Source organism: Mannheimia haemolytica, from assembly GCF_004342115.1.
GTDB lineage: Bacteria > Pseudomonadota > Gammaproteobacteria > Enterobacterales > Pasteurellaceae > Mannheimia > Mannheimia haemolytica.
Genome location: NZ_SMAC01000003.1, coordinates 66508 through 85481, shown reverse-complemented (window position 1 = coordinate 85481; position 18974 = coordinate 66508). Strand labels below are relative to the sequence as shown.

The 18974-nt window shown below is 41.1% G+C and carries 21 protein-coding genes and 1 riboswitch; of the genes, 9 read left to right on the top strand and 12 right to left on the bottom strand.

The window, feature by feature from the left end; all coding sequences use genetic code 11:
• Positions 1 to 16: 16 nt before the first annotated feature.
• Both dksA and thiB read right to left on the bottom strand, forming a co-directional pair.
• A complete protein-coding gene (dksA, locus tag EDC41_RS01775; RefSeq protein ID WP_006252182.1) occupies positions 17 to 463 on the bottom strand; it encodes an RNA polymerase-binding protein DksA in 447 nt (148 codons plus the stop codon).
• A 249-nt stretch (positions 464 to 712) separates the two neighbouring features.
• A complete protein-coding gene (thiB, locus tag EDC41_RS01770; RefSeq protein WP_020824188.1) occupies positions 713 to 1666 on the bottom strand; it encodes a thiamine ABC transporter substrate binding subunit in 954 nt (317 codons plus the stop codon).
• A gap of 43 nt (positions 1667 to 1709) precedes the next feature.
• A riboswitch (TPP riboswitch) is annotated at positions 1710 to 1853 on the bottom strand.
• A gap of 283 nt (positions 1854 to 2136) precedes the next feature.
• Here thiB and EDC41_RS01765 point away from each other — a divergent pair.
• Positions 2137 to 3123 (top strand): amidohydrolase family protein, encoded by a 987-nt coding sequence (locus tag EDC41_RS01765; protein ID WP_006252180.1) that lies wholly within the window; start codon positions 2137 to 2139, stop codon positions 3121 to 3123.
• A 54-nt stretch (positions 3124 to 3177) separates the two neighbouring features.
• Here the strand turns inward: EDC41_RS01765 and EDC41_RS01760 are convergent, their stop codons facing one another.
• The 3 genes from EDC41_RS01760 to trxB are packed head-to-tail and all read right to left on the bottom strand — an operon-like array spanning position 3178 to position 5382.
• Positions 3178 to 3609, bottom strand: coding sequence for a YidB family protein (locus tag EDC41_RS01760; RefSeq protein ID WP_472778943.1), 432 nt, complete (start codon positions 3607 to 3609; stop codon positions 3178 to 3180).
• A 54-nt stretch (positions 3610 to 3663) separates the two neighbouring features.
• Complete coding sequence (kdsB, locus tag EDC41_RS01755) at positions 3664 to 4419, bottom strand: 3-deoxy-manno-octulosonate cytidylyltransferase (protein ID WP_006247982.1); 756 nt, start codon at positions 4417 to 4419, stop codon at positions 3664 to 3666.
• Positions 4420 to 4428: 9 nt separating this feature from the next.
• A complete protein-coding gene (trxB, locus tag EDC41_RS01750; protein ID WP_006247983.1) occupies positions 4429 to 5382 on the bottom strand; it encodes a thioredoxin-disulfide reductase in 954 nt (317 codons plus the stop codon).
• Between the two features lie 166 nt (positions 5383 to 5548).
• On the opposite strand from trxB, the gene dhaK reads away from it, so the two are divergent.
• The 3 genes from dhaK to dhaM are packed head-to-tail and all read left to right on the top strand — an operon-like array spanning position 5549 to position 7680.
• On the top strand, positions 5549 to 6619 hold the full coding sequence (gene dhaK, locus EDC41_RS01745; protein WP_006247984.1) for a dihydroxyacetone kinase subunit DhaK: 1071 nt from the start codon (positions 5549 to 5551) through the stop codon (positions 6617 to 6619).
• 17 nt (positions 6620 to 6636) lie between these two features.
• Positions 6637 to 7263, top strand: coding sequence for a dihydroxyacetone kinase subunit DhaL (dhaL, locus tag EDC41_RS01740; protein ID WP_006247985.1), 627 nt, complete (start codon positions 6637 to 6639; stop codon positions 7261 to 7263).
• A gap of 9 nt (positions 7264 to 7272) precedes the next feature.
• Complete coding sequence (dhaM, locus tag EDC41_RS01735) at positions 7273 to 7680, top strand: dihydroxyacetone kinase phosphoryl donor subunit DhaM (protein WP_006252179.1); 408 nt, start codon at positions 7273 to 7275, stop codon at positions 7678 to 7680.
• Positions 7681 to 7719: 39 nt separating this feature from the next.
• Here dhaM and EDC41_RS01730 read toward each other — a convergent pair whose 3' ends face one another.
• Positions 7720 to 8565 carry a co-chaperone YbbN gene (locus tag EDC41_RS01730; RefSeq protein ID WP_006247986.1) on the bottom strand — a complete coding sequence of 282 codons (846 nt, stop codon included), beginning with the start codon at positions 8563 to 8565 and terminating at the stop codon, positions 7720 to 7722.
• A 43-nt stretch (positions 8566 to 8608) separates the two neighbouring features.
• On the bottom strand, positions 8609 to 8935 hold the full coding sequence (gene glpE, locus EDC41_RS01725; RefSeq protein WP_006252178.1) for a thiosulfate sulfurtransferase GlpE: 327 nt from the start codon (positions 8933 to 8935) through the stop codon (positions 8609 to 8611).
• A gap of 150 nt (positions 8936 to 9085) precedes the next feature.
• Here glpE and exbB point away from each other — a divergent pair, with 150 nt between their 5' ends.
• The 3 genes from exbB to EDC41_RS01710 are packed head-to-tail and all read left to right on the top strand — an operon-like array spanning position 9086 to position 10933.
• On the top strand, positions 9086 to 9544 hold the full coding sequence (exbB, locus tag EDC41_RS01720; RefSeq protein WP_006247988.1) for a TonB-system energizer ExbB: 459 nt from the start codon (positions 9086 to 9088) through the stop codon (positions 9542 to 9544).
• A 36-nt stretch (positions 9545 to 9580) separates the two neighbouring features.
• The gene (gene exbD / locus EDC41_RS01715) at positions 9581 to 10018 is read left to right on the top strand and encodes a TonB system transport protein ExbD (RefSeq protein WP_006247989.1); all 438 of its coding nucleotides are present in this window, start codon (positions 9581 to 9583) and stop codon (positions 10016 to 10018) included.
• 15 nt (positions 10019 to 10033) lie between these two features.
• Positions 10034 to 10933, top strand: coding sequence for a TonB family protein (locus EDC41_RS01710; RefSeq protein ID WP_006252176.1), 900 nt, complete (start codon positions 10034 to 10036; stop codon positions 10931 to 10933).
• A gap of 68 nt (positions 10934 to 11001) precedes the next feature.
• Here the strand turns inward: EDC41_RS01710 and cysZ are convergent, their stop codons facing one another.
• Positions 11002 to 11883, bottom strand: coding sequence for a sulfate transporter CysZ (cysZ, locus tag EDC41_RS01705; protein WP_006252175.1), 882 nt, complete (start codon positions 11881 to 11883; stop codon positions 11002 to 11004).
• Positions 11884 to 11994: 111 nt separating this feature from the next.
• Between cysZ and zipA the strand changes: the two genes are divergently transcribed.
• Entirely contained in the window at positions 11995 to 12897 is a 903-nt protein-coding gene (zipA, locus tag EDC41_RS01700) for a cell division protein ZipA (protein ID WP_006252174.1), read from the top strand.
• Positions 12898 to 12961: 64 nt separating this feature from the next.
• The gene (ligA, locus tag EDC41_RS01695) at positions 12962 to 15019 is read left to right on the top strand and encodes an NAD-dependent DNA ligase LigA (protein ID WP_006252173.1); all 2058 of its coding nucleotides are present in this window, start codon (positions 12962 to 12964) and stop codon (positions 15017 to 15019) included.
• Positions 15020 to 15081: 62 nt separating this feature from the next.
• Here the strand turns inward: ligA and EDC41_RS01690 are convergent, their stop codons facing one another.
• From EDC41_RS01690 to fabB, 4 genes are all read right to left on the bottom strand, one after another.
• On the bottom strand, positions 15082 to 16350 hold the full coding sequence (locus tag EDC41_RS01690; protein WP_006247994.1) for an NRAMP family divalent metal transporter: 1269 nt from the start codon (positions 16348 to 16350) through the stop codon (positions 15082 to 15084).
• Positions 16351 to 16838: 488 nt separating this feature from the next.
• Positions 16839 to 17384: a DUF4189 domain-containing protein gene (locus EDC41_RS01685; protein WP_006252996.1), complete on the bottom strand. Its 546-nt coding sequence runs from the start codon at positions 17382 to 17384 to the stop codon at positions 16839 to 16841.
• Positions 17353 to 17565 (bottom strand): hypothetical protein, encoded by a 213-nt coding sequence (locus tag EDC41_RS01680; RefSeq protein ID WP_032844768.1) that lies wholly within the window; start codon positions 17563 to 17565, stop codon positions 17353 to 17355. Before EDC41_RS01680 ends, EDC41_RS01685 begins: the two co-directional genes overlap by 32 nt.
• Positions 17566 to 17616: 51 nt before the next feature.
• On the bottom strand, positions 17617 to 18834 hold the full coding sequence (gene fabB, locus EDC41_RS01675) for a beta-ketoacyl-ACP synthase I (protein WP_006252168.1): 1218 nt from the start codon (positions 18832 to 18834) through the stop codon (positions 17617 to 17619).
• Positions 18835 to 18974 lie beyond the last annotated feature (140 nt).

Below are 18974 nucleotides of genomic sequence, written 5' to 3'. Positions count from 1 at the left end.
CACCCTGTAAAGTTGATTATAAGCCTAGCTGCTTTTCTCGAATTTCAGCTAAAGTTTTACAGTCAATACATAAATCAGCTGTTGGGCGTGCTTCTAAACGTTTAATCCCAATTTCTACACCACAAGTTTCGCAAAAACCGTAGTCATCTTCTTGAATTTTGTATAATGTTTGCTCAATCTTTTTCAGTAACTTACGCTCACGATCTCGATTACGTAGTTCTAAGCTAAATTCTTCTTCTTGGCTTGCACGGTCATTTGGATCAGCAAAATTAGTCATATCTTCTTGAAGTTGGCTTTTTGTACGCTCAGCTTCTTCCATAATTTGGCTATGCCATGCTTTCAGAATTTTAGTGAAATGCTCACGTTGGGCTTCATTCATATATTCTTCGTCTTTTTTAAGCTCATAAGGCTCAACGCCTGCTAATGCTAATAAACCGAGTGAGGTTTTAGCCGCTTGAGTCATAGATATTTACTCCTTGTTCCCTGTTTATTGGAAGTTTTATTGTTAAAATTATTGCCCGAATACAGACTAACTTCCTTGTAACCGCACTATACGAAAAAATCAACATCTTCGGGTTTTAAATAATGGCGGCTATAAATAACACAAAAACGACTCATTAATCAAATGAATTTGCAAAAATTTTGCATTCAAATTGATTTGATTGCACAAAAAAATAGCCGAACATCCATTCGGCTATTTTTCAAACACTTTTTACCAGCTCTTTGACCAATCGGCTAACCATTTTTGGATAGTTTCAGTAGTCGGTGGCGTAAATTCACTGGTTTTATAGGTTGGCATTGCCGCAAAAGCCGGATCAACACCGTCGGTTAAAACCGGATTCATTACGTTGTGGTAAGAAATAATATGTTGCGATTCCGGTTTGTGCAAAAATTCAAGAAATTGATTTGCCAATGCTTTTTGTTGGCTGCTTTTGACAATAGCCGCATTTTCTACTTGCACCAAATGCCCTTCCTCAAACGGAGCAGCCACATATTTATCGGTGTTTTCGTGCCACTTATGATATAAAGGCGATGTAGTATAGCTTAGTACCAAATCCGACTCGCCTTTTAAGAACGCTCCATAAGTTTCAGACCAACCTTTGCCTACCGTTACCGTATGTTTTGCCAATGTTTTCCAAGCAGTTGGAGCTTCATCACCATACACTTGATTTACCCACATTAAGAAGCCCCGCCCAACGCTGCTGGTACGTGGGTCTTGGTAAATCACTTTTAAATCTTGGCGTTCCACCAACTCTTTTAAACTTTTTGGTGGATTTTTCAGCTTCTCTTTATCGTAAATAAAAGCATAAGAACCCGTGTCATAAGGGAAGAAAATTTTCTGTTGGGTTTCTAATTTGGTCTTTGCTTCAAACTCGGCAAACAAGCCGCTTTTTTCGGCTTCAGGTTGCAGGAAATTATCAATACCGACCACCACATCAGCTTTGGTTTTTGCTCCCTCCAAACGCAAGCGGTTGAACATCGTTACGCTATCGTCAAGCGGAACAAATTTGACATCACAGCCACACTCTTTCTCAAAATTCTGCTCTAATTTAGGAGCAGGTCCATATTCCGAAGCAAACGAGCTGTAAGTGTAAACGGTTAAGGTCGGTTGATTGGCATAAACACTTGCACTTAATAACGCAAGTGAAGAGAGGATAAATTTCATAACAATTCCTTCTAAATTAAATGAATAGAAGGATTTAAGAAAGGCAAGTTGCTATCTCAAATCCCTACGCTGATATTAATCAGATCAGGTTCTATGGGTATTTCTCAGCCACAAGCGGTTAAATTTCGGCAAAAATTTGCAAATTTTTACGCAAAAACAACCGCTTGTTGCACCCCAATGAGAACGGCTTCATTGTAAAAAGTTTGCAGGCAGATTTCAACCAAAGCAAACGTTTGCTATTTGTATTAAAAATCCGTATACTACCGCCCTAGTCCAAACAAGGAACTAGAAATGAATTGCACAACATCGGTTAAATCAAATTCCCAACAGCTACGCTTCAACTTTAGAGGCGTAGCTGTTTTTCTATTCATTTCAAACCATTCAAAATCGCTGTTATAGCGATTTTTTTTCGCACGCTTGCAATTACCGCAAGCGGTTGAGCCACATTAACAGAGAGAAAAGGAATAAAAATGAGCCAATTGATTCGTACCCTAAAAGGACATATTCGTGATGAAATCATCAAAAAAGGCGGTTGGGTAAATGCACACGCCCACGCAGATCGTGCATTTACGATGACGCCTGAAAAAATCACCGTTTACCAAAATGCGAATCTACAGCAAAAATGGGATTTGGTTGATGAGGTAAAACGTAATTCAAGCGTAGAAGATTACTACCGCCGCTTTTCCCAAGCGATTGAATTGATGATTTCACAAGGGGTAACGGCATTTGGTACTTTTGTGGATATCGACCAAGTATGTGAAGACAGAGCCATTATTGCCGCTCACAAAGCCCGTGAAGTATATAAAAACGACATCATCTTGAAATTTGCTAACCAAACGTTGAAAGGCGTGATTGAGCCTAATGCGAAAAAGTGGTTCGATATCGGCTCGGAAATGGTGGATATTATCGGCGGCTTGCCCTATCGTGATGAAGTCGATTACGGCAAAGGCTTGGAGGCAATGGATATTTTAATGGATAAAGCCAAATCGCTCGGCAAAATGCTCCACGTCCACGTTGATCAATTTAACTCACCTAAAGAAAAAGAGACCGAACAACTGTGTGATAAATCGATTGAGCATGGTATGCAAGGGCGAGTGGTTGCCATTCACGGGATTTCCATCGGCTCGCACCCGAAAGAATATCGAAAAATGCTTTACCAAAAAATGCGTGATAGCCAAATGATGGTCATTGCCTGTCCGATGGCGTGGATTGATAGCGGACGTAAAGAAGATTTACAGCCGTTCCACAACGCTTTAACCCCTGCTGATGAGCTGATTCCTGAAGGCATTACTGTTGCTATCGGCACAGATAATATCTGTGATTATATGGTACCGCTTTGCGAGGGCGATATGTGGCAAGAACTCAGCCTTTTATCAGCAGGCTGTCGTTTTACTAACCTAGAAGAAATGGCAAATATTGCCAGTATCAATGGTCGAAAAGTACTGGGTTTAGTCTAACTGAATAAACGAAAGGCGAACCCTTAGGTTCGCCTTTAATAACAGCATAACCGATTATTTAAACAAGTTACCCAAAATCCCTTTTGCCGCTTGAGCTAATAAGTCATTTGCATCAAAGTTTTTTAAGTCTTCAACATTACCATTCGGGGTTAAAGTATCCACGATTTTTGGCAAGAACTGGGCTAATAAATCGCTCGCATCAGCAGCATCAACACCCGCTTCTTGAGCCACATTTTGAATGTTTTCTTGCCCGAACACATTACTGATTTGTTCGCCCGAAACAGGTGCATTGTCTTCATCGCTGCTGATCCAAGTGCGTAACACATCATCTAATCCGCCTTGTTGGAATTTGGCAATCAGCCCTTCAATCCCACCTTGTGAGGCGAGTAAATTTTGAATTAATTGAGTTGCAGTTGATTGGTTATTGCCACTCAATACTGAAGAAGCCAATGAACCTAAAATATTTCCTAACATAATTTCTCCTATGCAAGCGGTACAATTTTGCAAAAAAACAGCAAACTTCGACCGCTTGTAATCACTTTAACGAGCTAAAATGGCTCGCACTCTTTCCAAATCTTCCGGCGTATCCACCCCCACTTGCGGGGCTTCTTTCGCCGGTTCGATATGAATTTTTTCACCGTGCCATAAGGCTCTTAGTTGCTCAAGGGACTCAAGCTGTTCTAATTGTGTCGGCTGCCACGCCACATATTGTTTCACAAAACCGGCTCGGTAAGCGTAAATGCCGATATGGCGTAAATAACCTTGAGCGGCAACAAAACTGTCATCACAATCCGGAAAACTGTCTCTGGCAAACGGAATGCTGGCTCGGGAAAAATAAAGTGCCATTCCGTTTTTGTCTGCCACCACTTTCACCGCATTTGGGTTAAATAGCTCTTCTCGGGTCGCTAATTTCACACCGAGTGTTGCCATATTGACTTGATAAGCATCTAAATTTTGAGCTACCTGAGTAACAATTACCGGTGGAATCAGCGGTTCATCACCCTGAATATTCACAATAATTTCGCTGTCGGCAATCTGCATTTTTTCGATCACTTCCGCCAAACGCTCAGTGCCGGAATTGTGTTTTTCCGAAGTCATACAGACTTCCGCCCCAAAAGATTGAGCGAGGGCTTCAATTTCAGGGTGATCGGTGGCAATAATCACACGGCTTGCACCGGCAAGCTGAGCTTTTTCCCAAACGTGTTGAATCATCGGTTTGCCTGCAATATCCAACAACGGCTTACGAGGCAAACGGCTGGAAGCGTAACGAGCAGGAATAATTACAGTGAATTTCATAGGCTATCCTTATGCTTCTTGAGCATCTAAGAAACGTTCTGCATCCAGGGCTGCCATACAACCTGTGCCGGCAGAGGTAATCGCTTGGCGATAGTTATGATCCATCACATCACCGGCAGCAAATACGCCTTCCACAGAAGTGGCAGTAGCATTGCCTTCCAAACCTGATTTCACTTTAATGTAGCCGTTTTCAAGTTCTAATTGACCTTCAAACATTGCCGTATTCGGTGCGTGCCCAATCGCCACAAAGAAACCATCAACCTTAATTTCTTCGCTCAATTCTTCTTTGGTTGATTTTAAACGTAAGCCGGTAACGCCCATATTATCGCCTAACACCTCATCAACCGTACGGTCTGTGTGCAGAATAATTTTGCCTTCTTCAATACGTTTTTGCAGACGACCAAGCAAGATTTTTTCAGCACGGAAGCTATCACGGCGGTGAATTAAATGCACTTCACTTGCCAAATTTGCCAAATAAAGTGCTTCTTCCACAGCAGTATTCCCACCACCGACTACCGCAACCGGTTTATTGCGATAGAAGAAACCATCACAAGTTGCACAAGCCGACACGCCTTTGCCTTTGAAATGCTCTTCAGAAGGCAAACCTAAATATTTCGCCGACGCACCGGTGGCAATAATTAACGCATCACAGGTGAAAGTGTATAAATCTCCGTTTAGCGTGAATGGGCGTTTAGATAAATCCACTGAATGAATATGATCAAACACGATTTCAGTTTCAAATTTTTCAGCGTGCTTGAGCATTTTGTTCATTAACTCTGTGCCGGTAATTTGTTCAAATTCCCCCGGCCAGTTCTCGATTTCATCGGTTGTAGTGAGCTGTCCGCCTTGTTGCATACCGGTGACTAAAACCGGGTTTAGATTGGCACGGGCGGCATAAACAGCAGCGGTATAACCGGCAGGCCCTGAGCCTAAAATTAAAAGTTTGGTGTGTTTAGTGGTCATAATGAATCCTCTGAATAAATATTAATGTTTATTTTAGCCTAAATTTCAGTTCAACTCTATTTTCGTTTTCGCTCAACTTTTTTCAATTTTGTGACAAAGTTAACAGAAATCCGACTGTGTTTCTTGTAAATTGTGACAGTCTAATTCATTTAAAAGGGGCAAAAAGATGAAAAAATTAATTAATTCAATAGAAACCGTCTTAGATGAGCAACTTTCTGGTTTTGTGAAAGCACATTCTGATTTAACACTTAACACAGAACCTGTCTATATTTACCGCACAACGCCAAGTAATCAACCTAAAGTAGCCCTTATTTCCGGTGGTGGGAGTGGGCACGAGCCAATGCACGCCGGTTTTATCGGTAAAGGAATGTTAGACGGAGCTTGCCCCGGAGCAATCTTTACATCTCCAACGCCGGATCAAATGTTTGAATGCGGTTTAGCGGTTGATCGTGGCGAGGGTGTATTGCTAATTATTAAAAACTATACCGGTGATGTGCTGAATTTTGAAACAGCCACCGAGCTACTTGCAGATAGCGGTGTAAAAGTCGCAACCGTGTTGGTTGATGATGATGTGGCAGTCAAAGACAGTTTATATACTGCCGGCCGCCGCGGTGTTGCAAATACAGTATTAATTGAAAAGCTGTTAGGAGCTGCAGCGGATAAAGGCTATAACTTATCCGAATTAGCCAAATTAGGGCATCAGTTAAACAATAACGGGCATTCTATCGGAATTGCCTTATCTGCTTGTACTGTGCCGGCTGCCGGTAAGCCATCATTTACTTTAGCTGAAAATGAGATGGAATTTGGGGTAGGTATTCACGGAGAACCGGGCATTGAACGTCGCCCTTTTGAAAATCTGGATAGTACCGTGAAACAAATGTTTGAGACCTTAATTGCTCACGGCGATTATCAACGTAAAATTCGCCATTGGAATACACAAACCCAACAATGGGACGAAATCGAAGAAAGCAAAGTGGCATTGAAAAAAGGTGATCGTGTTATTGCTTTAGTTAATAACTTAGGAGCAGTGCCACTATCCGAACTTTATGCTGTTTATGATGCGTTAGAAAAAGAGTGCCAAACTTTCGGCTTAAGCATTGAACGCAGTCTTGTTGGATCATATTGCACCTCGCTGGACATGCAAGGTATCTCTATCACATTACTGAAAGTGGATGAGGATATTCTCAAACTATGGGATGCTCCGGTAAATACACCGGCAATGCGTTGGGGTGAATAAGATTGAAAGGATAAGTTATGACAATATCAAAACAACAGATCTTAAAATGGCTTGAAAATTGCCAACAGGTAATGACTGAAAAACGGGATTATTTAACCGAATTGGATACCGTTATTGGCGATGGCGATCACGGTTTAAATATGCAGCGTGGATTTAGTAAAGCACTTGAAAAAGCCCATACCGTGCAAGATAAAGATATCGGCACCCTGCTTAAAACCGTTGGAATGACATTATTATCGCAAGTAGGGGGAGCGAGCGGCCCTCTCTATGGTTCATTTTTTATTAAAGCGGCTCAAGGTGCTACAGGCAAAGAGCAACTGAGCTTTAACGAGTTACTGGCACTTCTACAGCAAGGAGCAGAAGCTATCGTACAACGTGGACACGCACAAGTTGGCGATAAAACGATGTGTGATTTATGGCTGCCATTACTCGAAGACTTAGCTCAAGCCGATAGCACTCAACCAATTGCTCAAATCTTATTACAAGCGGTCGAAAAAGCAGAAAATTTTGCAAATCAAACCGCTCCATTAATGGCGAAAAAAGGGCGTGCCAGTTACTTGGGCGAACGCAGTATCGGGCATAAAGATCCGGGAGCAACGTCCAGCTACTATATTTTTAAAGCCTTAGCTGAAGCATTACAGTAGGAGGGGTAAATGGTTAATTTAGTGATTGTTTCACATAGTGCTAAACTGGCGGAAGGCGTGGGGGAAATTTTGGCTCAAATGGCACAGGGGGGCTGTAAAATCGCCCTTGCCGGCGGCATTGAGGATACCTCAAATCCTATCGGCACTGATGCGGTAAAAATAATGCAAGCGATTGAATCGGTATTTAGCCCAGACGGTGTGATTGTGTTTGTCGATTTAGGCAGTGCAATTTTAAGTACCCAAACCGCCATAGATTTACTGGAGCCGGAACTTGCCGAAAAAGTGATCATTAGCTACGCTCCTTTAGTTGAAGGTGCTTTTGCTGCTGTAGTTGCAGCCTCTGCCGGCGATAGTTTAGAAGCGGTATTAAATGAAGCGAACGAAGCCGCTGCTCTTAAGCAGGAACAAGCCAATTAGTAAAAATGCCGTATCGAAAAATACGGCATTTTAGTTTTATTAGTACAATAGTGAATAAAGCTGTCTTCTAAATTTCGGCACAATCGGGTCTGTACCCAGTGCAGATAAGATTGCCAGAAATTGGCTTTTTACCTCGCCGTTCGCTACATTTAAATCCGATTTTAACCAATCAAAAAGTAACGTGAGTGCTTCTTCATTTTTATGAGCTTGGTGTAGCTGATTTGCCAATTTAATCGCAATTTCAGGGGTTTTGCTGTTCGCATAATCCGCTTGAAGCTGTTGTAATTCGGGCGATTCGCTGGCTTGTTCCAATAATTCGATTTGGGCTTGCAAACCGTGCCAACGGCTGTCTCTGTCTTGAATCGGGATCGCTTTAAGGATTTCACGAGCCTCTTCCACGCTTTTCATTGCAATGTAAGTTTCGGCATAGAGCAAAGCGAAATCGCTGTTTTTCTTATCGGTCATTTCCCACGCTGATTTCAGCAGCGGCAAGGCTTCGGTATAACGCTGATCTTGCAATAATTCCAAGGCTTGTTGAAATTTCAGCTCTTCCTCTTTCGGTAAAATATTTGCCAACCGAATCCGTAATTCCTGCTCACTTACTGCACCTTGAATTGCATCAATCGGCTGACCGCCGGCAAACAAATAGAGCGTTGGAATTTGTTGAATGCGAAATTGAGCAGCCAATGCTTGTTGCTCATCACAATTTACCGTCGCCAATAAAAATTGGTTAGGGTTTTCATCCGAAATACGACGTAGTAAGGCATCCATTTCCAATGAAGCCACTTCCCTTGGCGAAATAAAATGAAACACCGTCGGCACTTGTGCCGCTGCTGCCCATACTTCACTAAAATTCTGCTCGTTTACATTTACAAAGTAGTCCATACAAAACCTTCTTAAGCTAAAAATTACTTTTTATATTGTAGCATTAATAAGAAGTTTCAATAGGTAGCCCGTTTCTCTCCCACGCTTCAAAACCACCTTTTACACTATAAACTTTCTCAAACCCTTGTTCGATTAAAAACTGTGCTGTACTTTGGCTACTCACTCCGTGATAGCAAATCACAACCACCGGTTCGTCATAATCGACCTCGTCTAAAAACTTACCATAACTCTGGTTGGTTAAATGAAACGCATCCTGTGGGTGGCTGTAAACATAACGGCGGGCATCACGCACATCGGCAAGCACCGCACCTTCGTTTTCGATTAATTCCCAAGCCTGTTGCGGGCTAATTTCTTTAAATGTAGTTTCCATAATCACTTTCCCTCAAAAAACGTGCAACTATACCATAAAATTCTAAAAAGAATGGCTATTATTCCAAGTTGAAAATTTGATGTTTGTCAGATATAATTGCAAACTATTTTCAAATGCACTGATTTAAAACTACCACAGTTTGAGGATTTTATGGAGCAATTATTTCAATTTTTAGAACATCATACTGACTTTGTTATATTAGGATTACTAGGCTTATTAAGCGTAATCTGCCTTTGGAAAGCTATTGAACGTATTATGTTTTATTCCAAAGTAGATATTTCAAAATACGATACCCTCGAAGAATTAGACATCGATTTAACCCACAATTTAACTACCATTTCGACTATCGGCTCTAATGCCCCTTATATCGGCTTATTAGGAACCGTTGTCGGTATTCTTTTAACTTTCTATCATTTAGGTCAATCAGGTGGTGATATTGATGCGGCCTCTATTATGGTAAACCTTTCTTTAGCTCTAAAAGCCACTGCTGTCGGTATCTTAGTGGCAATTATTGCAATGGTTTTCTACAATGGTTTTGGTCGTAAAGTGGAAGAAAACAAACTGAAATGGTTGGCATTACAATCAAAAAAGCCTCATCAAGCGGTGTGATTTAGTCCATTTTTTGCAAATTAATAAGGCAGAACAATGAAAAAATTCGATGAAATCAACATCATTCCATTTATTGATATTATGTTGGTATTACTGGCTATCGTGTTAGTTACCGCCTCTTTCATTTCTCAGGGTAAAATCCAAGTAAATGTACCGAAAGCAAGTACAACACAGCCAATGAAAGCAGACGATTTAGCGAAGCTTTTAACCATTACCGAAAATAATGAGTTTTTCTTTAATGATCAAGCAATAACTAAAGAGCAATTAATTGCTGAAGTTGCCACTTGGGATAAAAGCCAAAAAGTGTCACTCAAAGTTGATGGTGCAGTCGCCTTCGAAAAATTTGTGGAATTAACCGATATCCTTTCTGCAAATGAAATTAAAAATGTGGCAATCATTACTAAAAAAGAAACTGCTCCAGCACCTTCAAGCACACCTGGTAGCCCTGCACAAGTGCCAGCAGTCGCACCTTAAATAGGGTAAACAGGTATGAAAAAAAAACATTCTCGTATCGGCTTATTGGCATCTTTGGCTATTCACACTGCCTTAATTGGTGGCACTTTTGCTTGGTTACATAACCACAAAGTGGAAAAAATTGCCGAGCAAAACTCTCTTTCTATGGAAATGGTGGCAGCATTATTAGAGCAACCTCAGGTTGCCGTTGCTCCGGATCCTATTACCGAAGAGGTCAAAGAAATCGAACCGGAGAAGGCAGAAGTACCACCTGAACCTAAGCTTACTCCGGAGCCAACTCCAGAGCCGGAGGCAATTCCAGATCCTACGCTAAATCCGAAAAAGGAAAAACCGAAAGAAGAAAAGCGTAAAGAGCGACACCACCATAAACATAAGCATCGTCACAAAGAGAAAAGGGAAGAAGAAAAACCGAAAGATAAGCCTAAAGAGCGCCCGAAACATCATCACAAGCATATTAAAGCATTAGAGCGCGGGCCAGAGATAAAACAAGGTATTGTCGCCAAAGCGATTCCAAATGCGGCTGAAGGTGAAAAAGTGGTTGCGGGGGTTGTTGGAGGGCAAAAAAACGGTTCACCAAATTCAACCTCAACTACAGGTTCAGCAAATACTGGGGCTAGCAGTGGTAATGCCAGTGAACTTGCTGCTTATAAAGTCGCATTACAGCGAGCATTACAGCGTAAGGCGAATAACTCTTACCCTCAGCGTGAAAAAATGATGCGGAAAACCGGTACAGTTACGATTAAATTTACCGTTACATCGTCCGGTTCAATTACAAATGTATCCGTACTCAATTCATCGGGAAATAGTAATTTAGATAACGCTGCGGTACGCAGTGCAGAAGGTTTGAGTATGCCTCCGCCACCGGCAGGCTTCCCTCCTACGGTAACAGTACCGGTAAGATTTGCCCTTGAATAAAAACAGCCCTCAAAAGCAATGTACTTTTGAGGGCTTTTTATTGCAAAAAATTGACTAAAAATGACCGCTTACTGCTTGCGAATATCGCCATTTCTCACATTCGGACTCACTTCACCCGTACGAGTTTCTGTGCTTAACGAGGTAGAATTTACTTTCGTAAAAGTATAATCCGCTTTGCTGAATTCACCTGTTTGATTATTTAAGAAGAAATTGCGGTACTCTTTTACCCATAATGCCGTTGCGCCACAAACTGCCACAGGCATAACTACTAAATTCACAAATGGAATCATCGTGAATAGGCTCACTAAAGCACCAAAGGTAAAATTTAAAGTGCGAGACTGCGACAACGCATTTCGCATACGCTGAAAACTGATTTTATGGTTATCAAACGGATAGTCACAATATTGAATGGCGATCAACCAAGCACCGAAGATAAAAGTCAGCACAGGTGCTACGGTTTGCCCAACCACAGGCAAAAAGCCTAATACAAAAAGAGCAATCAGCCTTGGAATGCTATACATCATTTTTTGCCATTCTCGTTTCAGCATTCGAGGCACATCTTTTAACATTGCACCGAATGACATATCGCCCAAAGGCTCTCCGGTAAGTTGCAGTTCGACTTTTTCTGCTAATAACGCATTAAAGGGAGCAGCAACAAAGTTAGCCAAGGTAGTAAAAGCAAAATAAAATCCCACTAATATCATCAAAAAAATCAGTGGAATCAGTACAAAGCTAAGCCATTCCAGCCAGCTTGGCAGTAACATATCCAACAAGCCACCGATATTGGCAAAAAATCCCCAAATCAGCCCTACCATCAGCACGGTATTAATAAGAATTGGGAAAATCACAAAAGGCAAAAATTGACGTTGTAACAATAACCGCCAGCCATATATAAAATAATGAAAGCCTAATCCGACTTGATTTTGCGGCTCAGAAAAAACTGAAGACATAATGATTCCTTATTTTCTATCAAAATTAATTAGAAATATGGTAAGCTACGCACATTATTTTCGCAAATATGAAAATACATTTTTTATTGATTATTTGATAAAGAGGACACAATGGAACTGCATATTATTTTTTTTATTCTTGCCGGGCTACTGATTGCTGTACTAATTGGATTTAGCCTTTGGTCCGCTCGTCGTGAAAAATCAAATATTTTTTCAAATACATTCTCGACCAGACCTATTGCTGTGCCACCACAGAATAATAAAATGAGCAATAGCATCCCAACCTCATTACAGCCACAAAATGAGGATTATCAAGCAATGTCTGTGCCGGAAGAAAATCCGCAACAGATACAACAGGAAGTTGAAAGCTCGCTGCAAAATATCAAAATCAGTTTGCCGGGCGGAAATCCTCAGCAACAGCCTGAGCAAATTCAGCCGATACAATCGGTAGCAGAACCAACAGTTAGCACTTACGATCAGAAAATTTCTAATCAGCAACATATCCAATACAATACGCCGGATTTTGCAAACCCAATGGTGAACACAGTGGTGGAAGAAACACCTCAAGCAGTAGCTATCGAACCTCAAGAAACCCAATCGGCAGAGGAAGAAAATCCATTTGTAACCCTCTATCTTTACGCACCACAAAATGAAGCTTTCCGCGGTGATTTTGTAGTACATTATTTAGAAGAAGTTGGCTTACGTTTTGGCGAACACCAAATTTTCCACCGCCATCAACATATTGATGATTCATTAAGTCCGATTATTTTCAGTGCAGCAAATTTAATGAACCCAGGAACCTTTGATTTAAATAATATCTCAAACTTTGCGACAGCTGGTTTAGTGCTATTTATGCAACTTCCAACCGAAGGCAATGATGTGGCTAATATGAAGTTGTTAATCAGTAACGCTGAACACTTAGCAGCATCGTTAGGGGGATTCTTATATGACGATAATCAACAGCCTTTTGGCGAAGAATCCCGCCAACGTTATATGCAACGTGTGATGCACTAATTGCGAAAAAATTAATAAATCCGACCGCTTGTACAAGCGGTCTTTTTTGTAGAGAATTTTACCAATGTCTTTATTTAACCAAACCTCTTTATTTGAAGAGAATGCCACGCCCGAGTTAGTCGAGAAAATCGAAACTATTCGCCAAACATTGCGTCAATACGAGTATGAATATCACGTTTTAGATAACCCAAGCGTACCCGATGCCGAATACGACCGTTTAATGAACGAGCTGAAAAATCTGGAATGGCAGCACCCGGAACTGATTAGTGCCGACTCGCCGACTCAACGGGTTGGTGCCAAACCGCTGGCAGGCTTTGCTCAAGTCACCCACGAAATCCCTATGCTTTCGTTGGATAATGCCTTCTCCGATGAAGACTTAGACGGCTTTTTACGCCGTATGGAAAGCTATATCACCGCCTCTCCTTCGCAACTGGAATTTTGTTGCGAACCTAAATTAGACGGCTTGGCAGTGAGTATTTTATACGAAAACGGTATACTTACCCGAGCTGCAACCCGTGGCGATGGCACAACCGGCGAAGAAATTACCGCTAATATCCGCACCATTCGCAATATTCCGTTAAAGCTCAACACGACTAATCCACCTGCTCGATTAGAGGTGCGAGGCGAAGTCTTTATGCCACAATCAGGCTTTAATGAGCTGAATGAGAAAGCCTTAGCTAAAGGCGAAAAAACCTTTGCCAACCCTCGCAATGCCGCAGCAGGTTCGCTTCGCCAGTTAGATCCGAAAATCACCCGCCAGCGTCCGTTAGTGCTGAATGCCTACGGAATTGGGGTGTATGAAAGCGATGACGAACTGCCAGCCACCCATTTCGAACGTTTGCAATGGCTGAAATCGCTTGGTATTCCTGTAAATAATGAAATCCGCTTGGTTCAAGGCAAAGCTGCTCTCTTGGCTTATTATGCGGAGATTCAGGCTAAACGCCCAACATTAGGCTATGATATTGATGGCACAGTATTGAAAGTAAATGACATTGCCCTACAAGAGCAACTCGGGTTTATCTCTCGCTCCTCTCGTTGGGCGATTGCGTATAAATTTCCGGCTCAAGAAGAAATGACAATCCTCAAAGAAGTGGACTTCCAAGTGGGAAGAACAGGGGCAATCACCCCTGTGGCGAAATTAGAGCCTGTTTTTGTCGCAGGCGTAACGGTAAGTAACGCAACGCTACACAACGGTGATGAAATCGAGCGACTTGGTATTGTGATTGGCGATACGGTAATTATTCGCCGAGCGGGCGATGTAATTCCGCAAATTACAGGCGTGGTGTTAGAACGCCGCCCGGAAAATGCAAAAAAAATTGAATTTCCGACCGCTTGTCCTATCTGTCACTCCGCTGTTACTCGGGTAGAAGGCGAGGCAGTAGCACGCTGTACCGGTGGTTTATTCTGCGAAGCTCAACGTAAAGAAGCCTTGAAACATTTCGTTTCACGCAAGGCAATGGATATTGACGGCGTAGGCGAAAAACTAATCGAGCAGTTAATGGCTCGAGAGCTGATTGAAACGCCTGCCGATCTGTTTAAGCTCGATCACACTACCCTAATGCGATTAGAGCGAATGGGGGAAAAATCGGCTCAAAATGCTCTCAACAGCATCGAAAAAGCAAAAAACACTACTCTTCCTCGCTTTTTATTCTCGTTAGGTATTCGTGAAGTGGGCGAGGCAACCGCTCTCAACTTAGCCAACCATTTTGGTAGCTTAGAGGCGATCCGCCAAGCCACTTTTGAGCAATTAAAAGAAGTGCAAGATGTGGGCGAGGTTGTTGCCAACCGTATTGTCAGCTTCTGGCAAGAACCGCATAATGTGGAAGTGGTGGAAGATTTGATCGCTCAAGGTGTACGTTGGGAAAACGTTGTGAAAGCCGAAATTGTAGATAACCCGTTAAAAGATAAAAACGTGGTCTTAACCGGCACACTAACCCAGCTCACCCGTGATGAAGCCAAAGCCCTATTACAAAGTTTGGGCTGTAAAGTCTCCGGCTCGGTTTCCAGCAAAACCGATTACTTAATCGCCGGCGAAAAAGCCGGTTCCAAGCTGGCAAAAGCTCAAGAGTTGGGAATTCAGATTTTAAGCGAGCAACAATTTATTGAGCTTACTCAACATTAACAAACAAAGGGGCAGATGATTGAAATCTGCCCCTTATTCTATCTATTGAATGCTTAAAAGCATTAACCAATCAATTTAAACTGCTGAGCTAAAAACAGTAACGTAAAGCTAGTTAAGTAAATTAAGCCGATAACTGCCAACCAAAATAACCAGCCTTTTGCACGATGCTCACCTTTTAGCACTAAAGAGAAATTTAACCACGCAAAAACAGGGGTAGAAACAAATGATGAAATCATTGCAAATTGTAACATTTTCGCCACATCACTCATAAATTGGCTAATAATTAAAATGCCGATGAGTGCAGTTACCGTCATCCAAATACTTAATTCTGTTTGTGAATGTTGCTTACGCCCGCTAATTAAACGCAACGCTTCTGCATTCGCTCGTGAATATCCATCAATAACAGTGATCGTTGTGCCGAACATACACATAAATGCAATAAATGCGATTAAAAGCTTAGACCAGTCACCAATCGCAAAAGCATACATTTTGATTAATTGAGCAATATAGGCAACACCGGCTTGTTCTACTTTCTCACCTGAACCGTACTGAACTAACGCACCTAATGCTAAAAAAACAATCGCCAAAATTGCCGTGCCGATATAACCCACATTAAAATCAAAAATACCGTCCTCATAATTCACTTTACTTAAACGTTTTTTCGCAATAACCCACATTGAGTTAATGGCAGAAATTTCAATTGGTGCAGGCATCCAGCCCATTAATGCAACGATGAACACAAGTGCTGCTAAATTCCACGGCGAAGGCTCTACGAAATCTGGAGCAATTTCAACGCCACCTTTTAAAGCAGCAATGATCACGGCAGATACCGTAGAGATGGTTAAAGCAATCATAATCCATTTAGATAATGTATCTAAGAATTTATATTGCCCTAGAAGTAAAATACCCCAAGTGACCACAATCACAATAGTTCCTGCCATTGGAATGCTTAAATCTAACGGAATACCTAAAGCAGAAAAAATAAATTTTAGAATCGCTGCTGAAACAATCGCCACCGCAGCTGTGTTAATCATTGCAGCAAAAACGTTAAGGATAAAGAAAATAATAAGATAAAACTTTCCTTTTTCTTTGTAGCCTTCCAATAAAGTTTTACCGCTAGCTAAGGTATATTGCACACCAAAGCGGAAAAACGGATATTTAAATAAATTGGCTAACAGAATAATAATCGCCAGCTGCCAGCCATAAATCGCACCAGATTGTGTAGAGGCAATAATATGCGAACCACCCACTGCCGCAGATGCCATCAAAATCCCCGGCCCCATTGCAGCAAATTTACTTTGCCAAGTTGAATGTTCTATTTGTTGTGTCATATAGCTTTCCTTATCACATTACTATCAAAACAAGATGGTTTCATTCTACTTATAAAAACCAAATAAAAACACTCCTCTAGAAAAGATGTTCATAAAATAATACAGATATTATGCTGAATAGAGAGTATGAAATGATAAGAAAGCATTTATAAAAATGATTTAATAAGAATTAAAAACTAAGATAGAATATAAAAATGGTTTTAAATAAAATTAAAAATAAATTGTAAATTTTTATTTACCAAGATTTTTAGCAAAGTTTTCACTAAAAATGACCGCTTGCAGGCAATAAAAAAGTGCGTTTCCGCACTTTTTACTAAAATGATTTAATTACTCAACCAATGCTCACCGTTGCCATTAGCTGGTGGATTAATCGGTTGGTTATTATTCTTACCTGGAATAATAATTTGAGGCTGATCGTACATACATTTGTTGTTCGACAATATATCACAGGGAATAGCACATACGGCAGGGGCAGAAAGAAGACAACTTTAACCACCTTTTTGATTACAATTCTCTAATGCATTTTCTTCAGCAAGACTACTAACGATACCATACCCAAAATCCTCGAAGCCTTGACCATCTTTATAACCTTGTGCAAAAGCAAGGCACATATTACTAAACGATAAGATCATTTGGCAATTACGACCACCGTTCTTTTCACACTGTTTAAACGCATCTTGCTTCGCATTTTCTAAATTTTTAGACGGATTATCAGTCACCCACATCATATTTTGTTCAGGTGACATATAAATTGATGACCATAAACGAGGCTGTGTTTTACGCTTTGCTAAGTCCTCTTTACTGGCAATGGTTACCGCTTCTTTATATTCACCACATTTAAACTCTTTTTCGACATCACCAAAACCATTCATTTCACGAACAGAAGTGATTTTATTATCAGCGTCAGCAAAAAGATATGTCCAAGTCGATCCACCTGTATAAACCTTATCTGTTGTCATAAATATAGTGGTTGCATTACGACCAACTTCATAAGTTTGCAAATTATACAAAGCTAGTTGAATAACCATAAACATAGCTTAATTCATTATCTTTTACGCATTGAACCGCTGTATCAGGTAAACGTTTACGTGCAAAAAATTCAGATACATCTTTACCACGCCAATAAACACTATCTAGTGGCTTAATCATTGTAGAACAAGCGGTCAAAAATAATGACAAAATAACAAATAGCAAAGAACTTATTTTGAAATTCATAATAATTACCTCAAAAGAAAAAAGAGCAAGCTTTCACTTGCTCTTTTTATGTTACTTAGAATAGCGTTGGAACACTAAACACGCATTAGTACCACCAAAGCCGAAGCTGTTTGACATCACGGTTGTTAATGCTTTGTCTTGGCGTTCAGTCACAATATTCATACCTTGTGCTTGTTCATCAAGGGTTTCAATATTAATGCTTGGTGCAATAAAATTATTATCTAACATTAATAATGAATAAATTGCCTCGTGCGCACCTGCTGCACCTAATGAGTGTCCGGTCATTGATTTGGTTGATGAAATTGCTGGCGTTTTATCACCAAAGACATTACGGATCGCCCCTAACTCTTTTACATCACCCACTGGAGTAGAAGTGCCGTGTACGTTAATATACTCGATTTCACCATTTACAGTTGCCATCGCCTGTCTCATACAACGCTCAGCACCTTCACCACTTGGCGCGACCATATCGTAACCGTCTGAGGTTGCCCCATAGCCCACAATTTCAGCATAGATTTTGGCACCACGAGCAAGAGCGTGTTCTAACTCTTCCACCACAACCACTGCACCACCACCGGCAATCACAAAACCGTCACGATTAGCATCATAAGCACGGCTAGCTTTTGTTGGTGTTTCATTATATTTAGTTGAAACAGCACCCATTGCATCAAACTCGGTTGCACATTCCCAAGAAAGTTCTTCTGCACCACCTGCAAACACCATATCTTGTTTACCTAATTGGATTAACTCCATCGCGTGTCCAATACAGTGTGCTGAAGTCGCACAAGCTGAGCTGATTGAATAGTTTACACCACGAATTTTATAAGGTGTTGCCAAGCATGCTGACACACTTGATGCCATTGTTTTGGTTACTGCGTAAGGCCCAACGGCTTTCACACCACGTGGGCCACGTACTGCATCACAAGCTACAAGTTGACTGTGCGCCGAGCCTGTACCAGCTCCGATCACCAAACCGGTACGATCGTTTGAAACTTGTTCTTCGGTTAAGCCTGAGTCTTCGATTGCTTCTTTCATTGAAAGATAAGCGTAAGCCGCAGCATCTCCCATAAAACGATAGATTTTACGGTCAATTAACTCAGCCGGATTTAATTTAATCGTACCTGCCACTTGGCTACGCATACCCACTTCAGCAAACTCAGGCACAAATTCAATGCCTGATTTACCTGCTTTTAGTGATTCCAACACTTCTTCTTTGTTGTTACCGATACTGGAAATTACACCTAATCCTGTAATAACGACTCTTTTCATTTTGTTTCCTTCATCATTTTGATCTGAAAAATACTTGATTCAGCTTACACTTGTTCACTCAAATAAGCTACTAAAACTTGATTATTTTACACAATTTCATTACTGGTCTGAACTCTTTCTATCAAGATAGCGGTTGAATT

Coding starts and splice junctions, on each gene's coding strand:
- dksA (WP_006252182.1), bottom strand. CDS start 463: ATGACTCAAGCGGCTAAAACCTCACTCGGTTTATTAGCATTAGCAGGC.
- thiB (WP_020824188.1), bottom strand. CDS start 1,666: ATGAAATTTATCCTCTCTTCACTTGCGTTATTAAGTGCAAGTGTTTAT.
- EDC41_RS01765 (WP_006252180.1), top strand. CDS start 2,137: ATGAGCCAATTGATTCGTACCCTAAAAGGACATATTCGTGATGAAATC.
- kdsB (WP_006247982.1), bottom strand. CDS start 4,419: ATGAAATTCACTGTAATTATTCCTGCTCGTTACGCTTCCAGCCGTTTG.
- trxB (WP_006247983.1), bottom strand. CDS start 5,382: ATGACCACTAAACACACCAAACTTTTAATTTTAGGCTCAGGGCCTGCC.
- dhaK (WP_006247984.1), top strand. CDS start 5,549: ATGAAAAAATTAATTAATTCAATAGAAACCGTCTTAGATGAGCAACTT.
- dhaL (WP_006247985.1), top strand. CDS start 6,637: ATGACAATATCAAAACAACAGATCTTAAAATGGCTTGAAAATTGCCAA.
- dhaM (WP_006252179.1), top strand. CDS start 7,273: ATGGTTAATTTAGTGATTGTTTCACATAGTGCTAAACTGGCGGAAGGC.
- EDC41_RS01730 (WP_006247986.1), bottom strand. CDS start 8,565: ATGGACTACTTTGTAAATGTAAACGAGCAGAATTTTAGTGAAGTATGG.
- glpE (WP_006252178.1), bottom strand. CDS start 8,935: ATGGAAACTACATTTAAAGAAATTAGCCCGCAACAGGCTTGGGAATTA.
- exbB (WP_006247988.1), top strand. CDS start 9,086: ATGGAGCAATTATTTCAATTTTTAGAACATCATACTGACTTTGTTATA.
- exbD (WP_006247989.1), top strand. CDS start 9,581: ATGAAAAAATTCGATGAAATCAACATCATTCCATTTATTGATATTATG.
- EDC41_RS01710 (WP_006252176.1), top strand. CDS start 10,034: ATGAAAAAAAAACATTCTCGTATCGGCTTATTGGCATCTTTGGCTATT.
- cysZ (WP_006252175.1), bottom strand. CDS start 11,883: ATGTCTTCAGTTTTTTCTGAGCCGCAAAATCAAGTCGGATTAGGCTTT.
- zipA (WP_006252174.1), top strand. CDS start 11,995: ATGGAACTGCATATTATTTTTTTTATTCTTGCCGGGCTACTGATTGCT.
- ligA (WP_006252173.1), top strand. CDS start 12,962: ATGTCTTTATTTAACCAAACCTCTTTATTTGAAGAGAATGCCACGCCC.
- EDC41_RS01690 (WP_006247994.1), bottom strand. CDS start 16,350: ATGACACAACAAATAGAACATTCAACTTGGCAAAGTAAATTTGCTGCA.
- EDC41_RS01685 (WP_006252996.1), bottom strand. CDS start 17,384: ATGTTTATGGTTATTCAACTAGCTTTGTATAATTTGCAAACTTATGAA.
- EDC41_RS01680 (WP_032844768.1), bottom strand. CDS start 17,565: ATGAATTTCAAAATAAGTTCTTTGCTATTTGTTATTTTGTCATTATTT.
- fabB (WP_006252168.1), bottom strand. CDS start 18,834: ATGAAAAGAGTCGTTATTACAGGATTAGGTGTAATTTCCAGTATCGGT.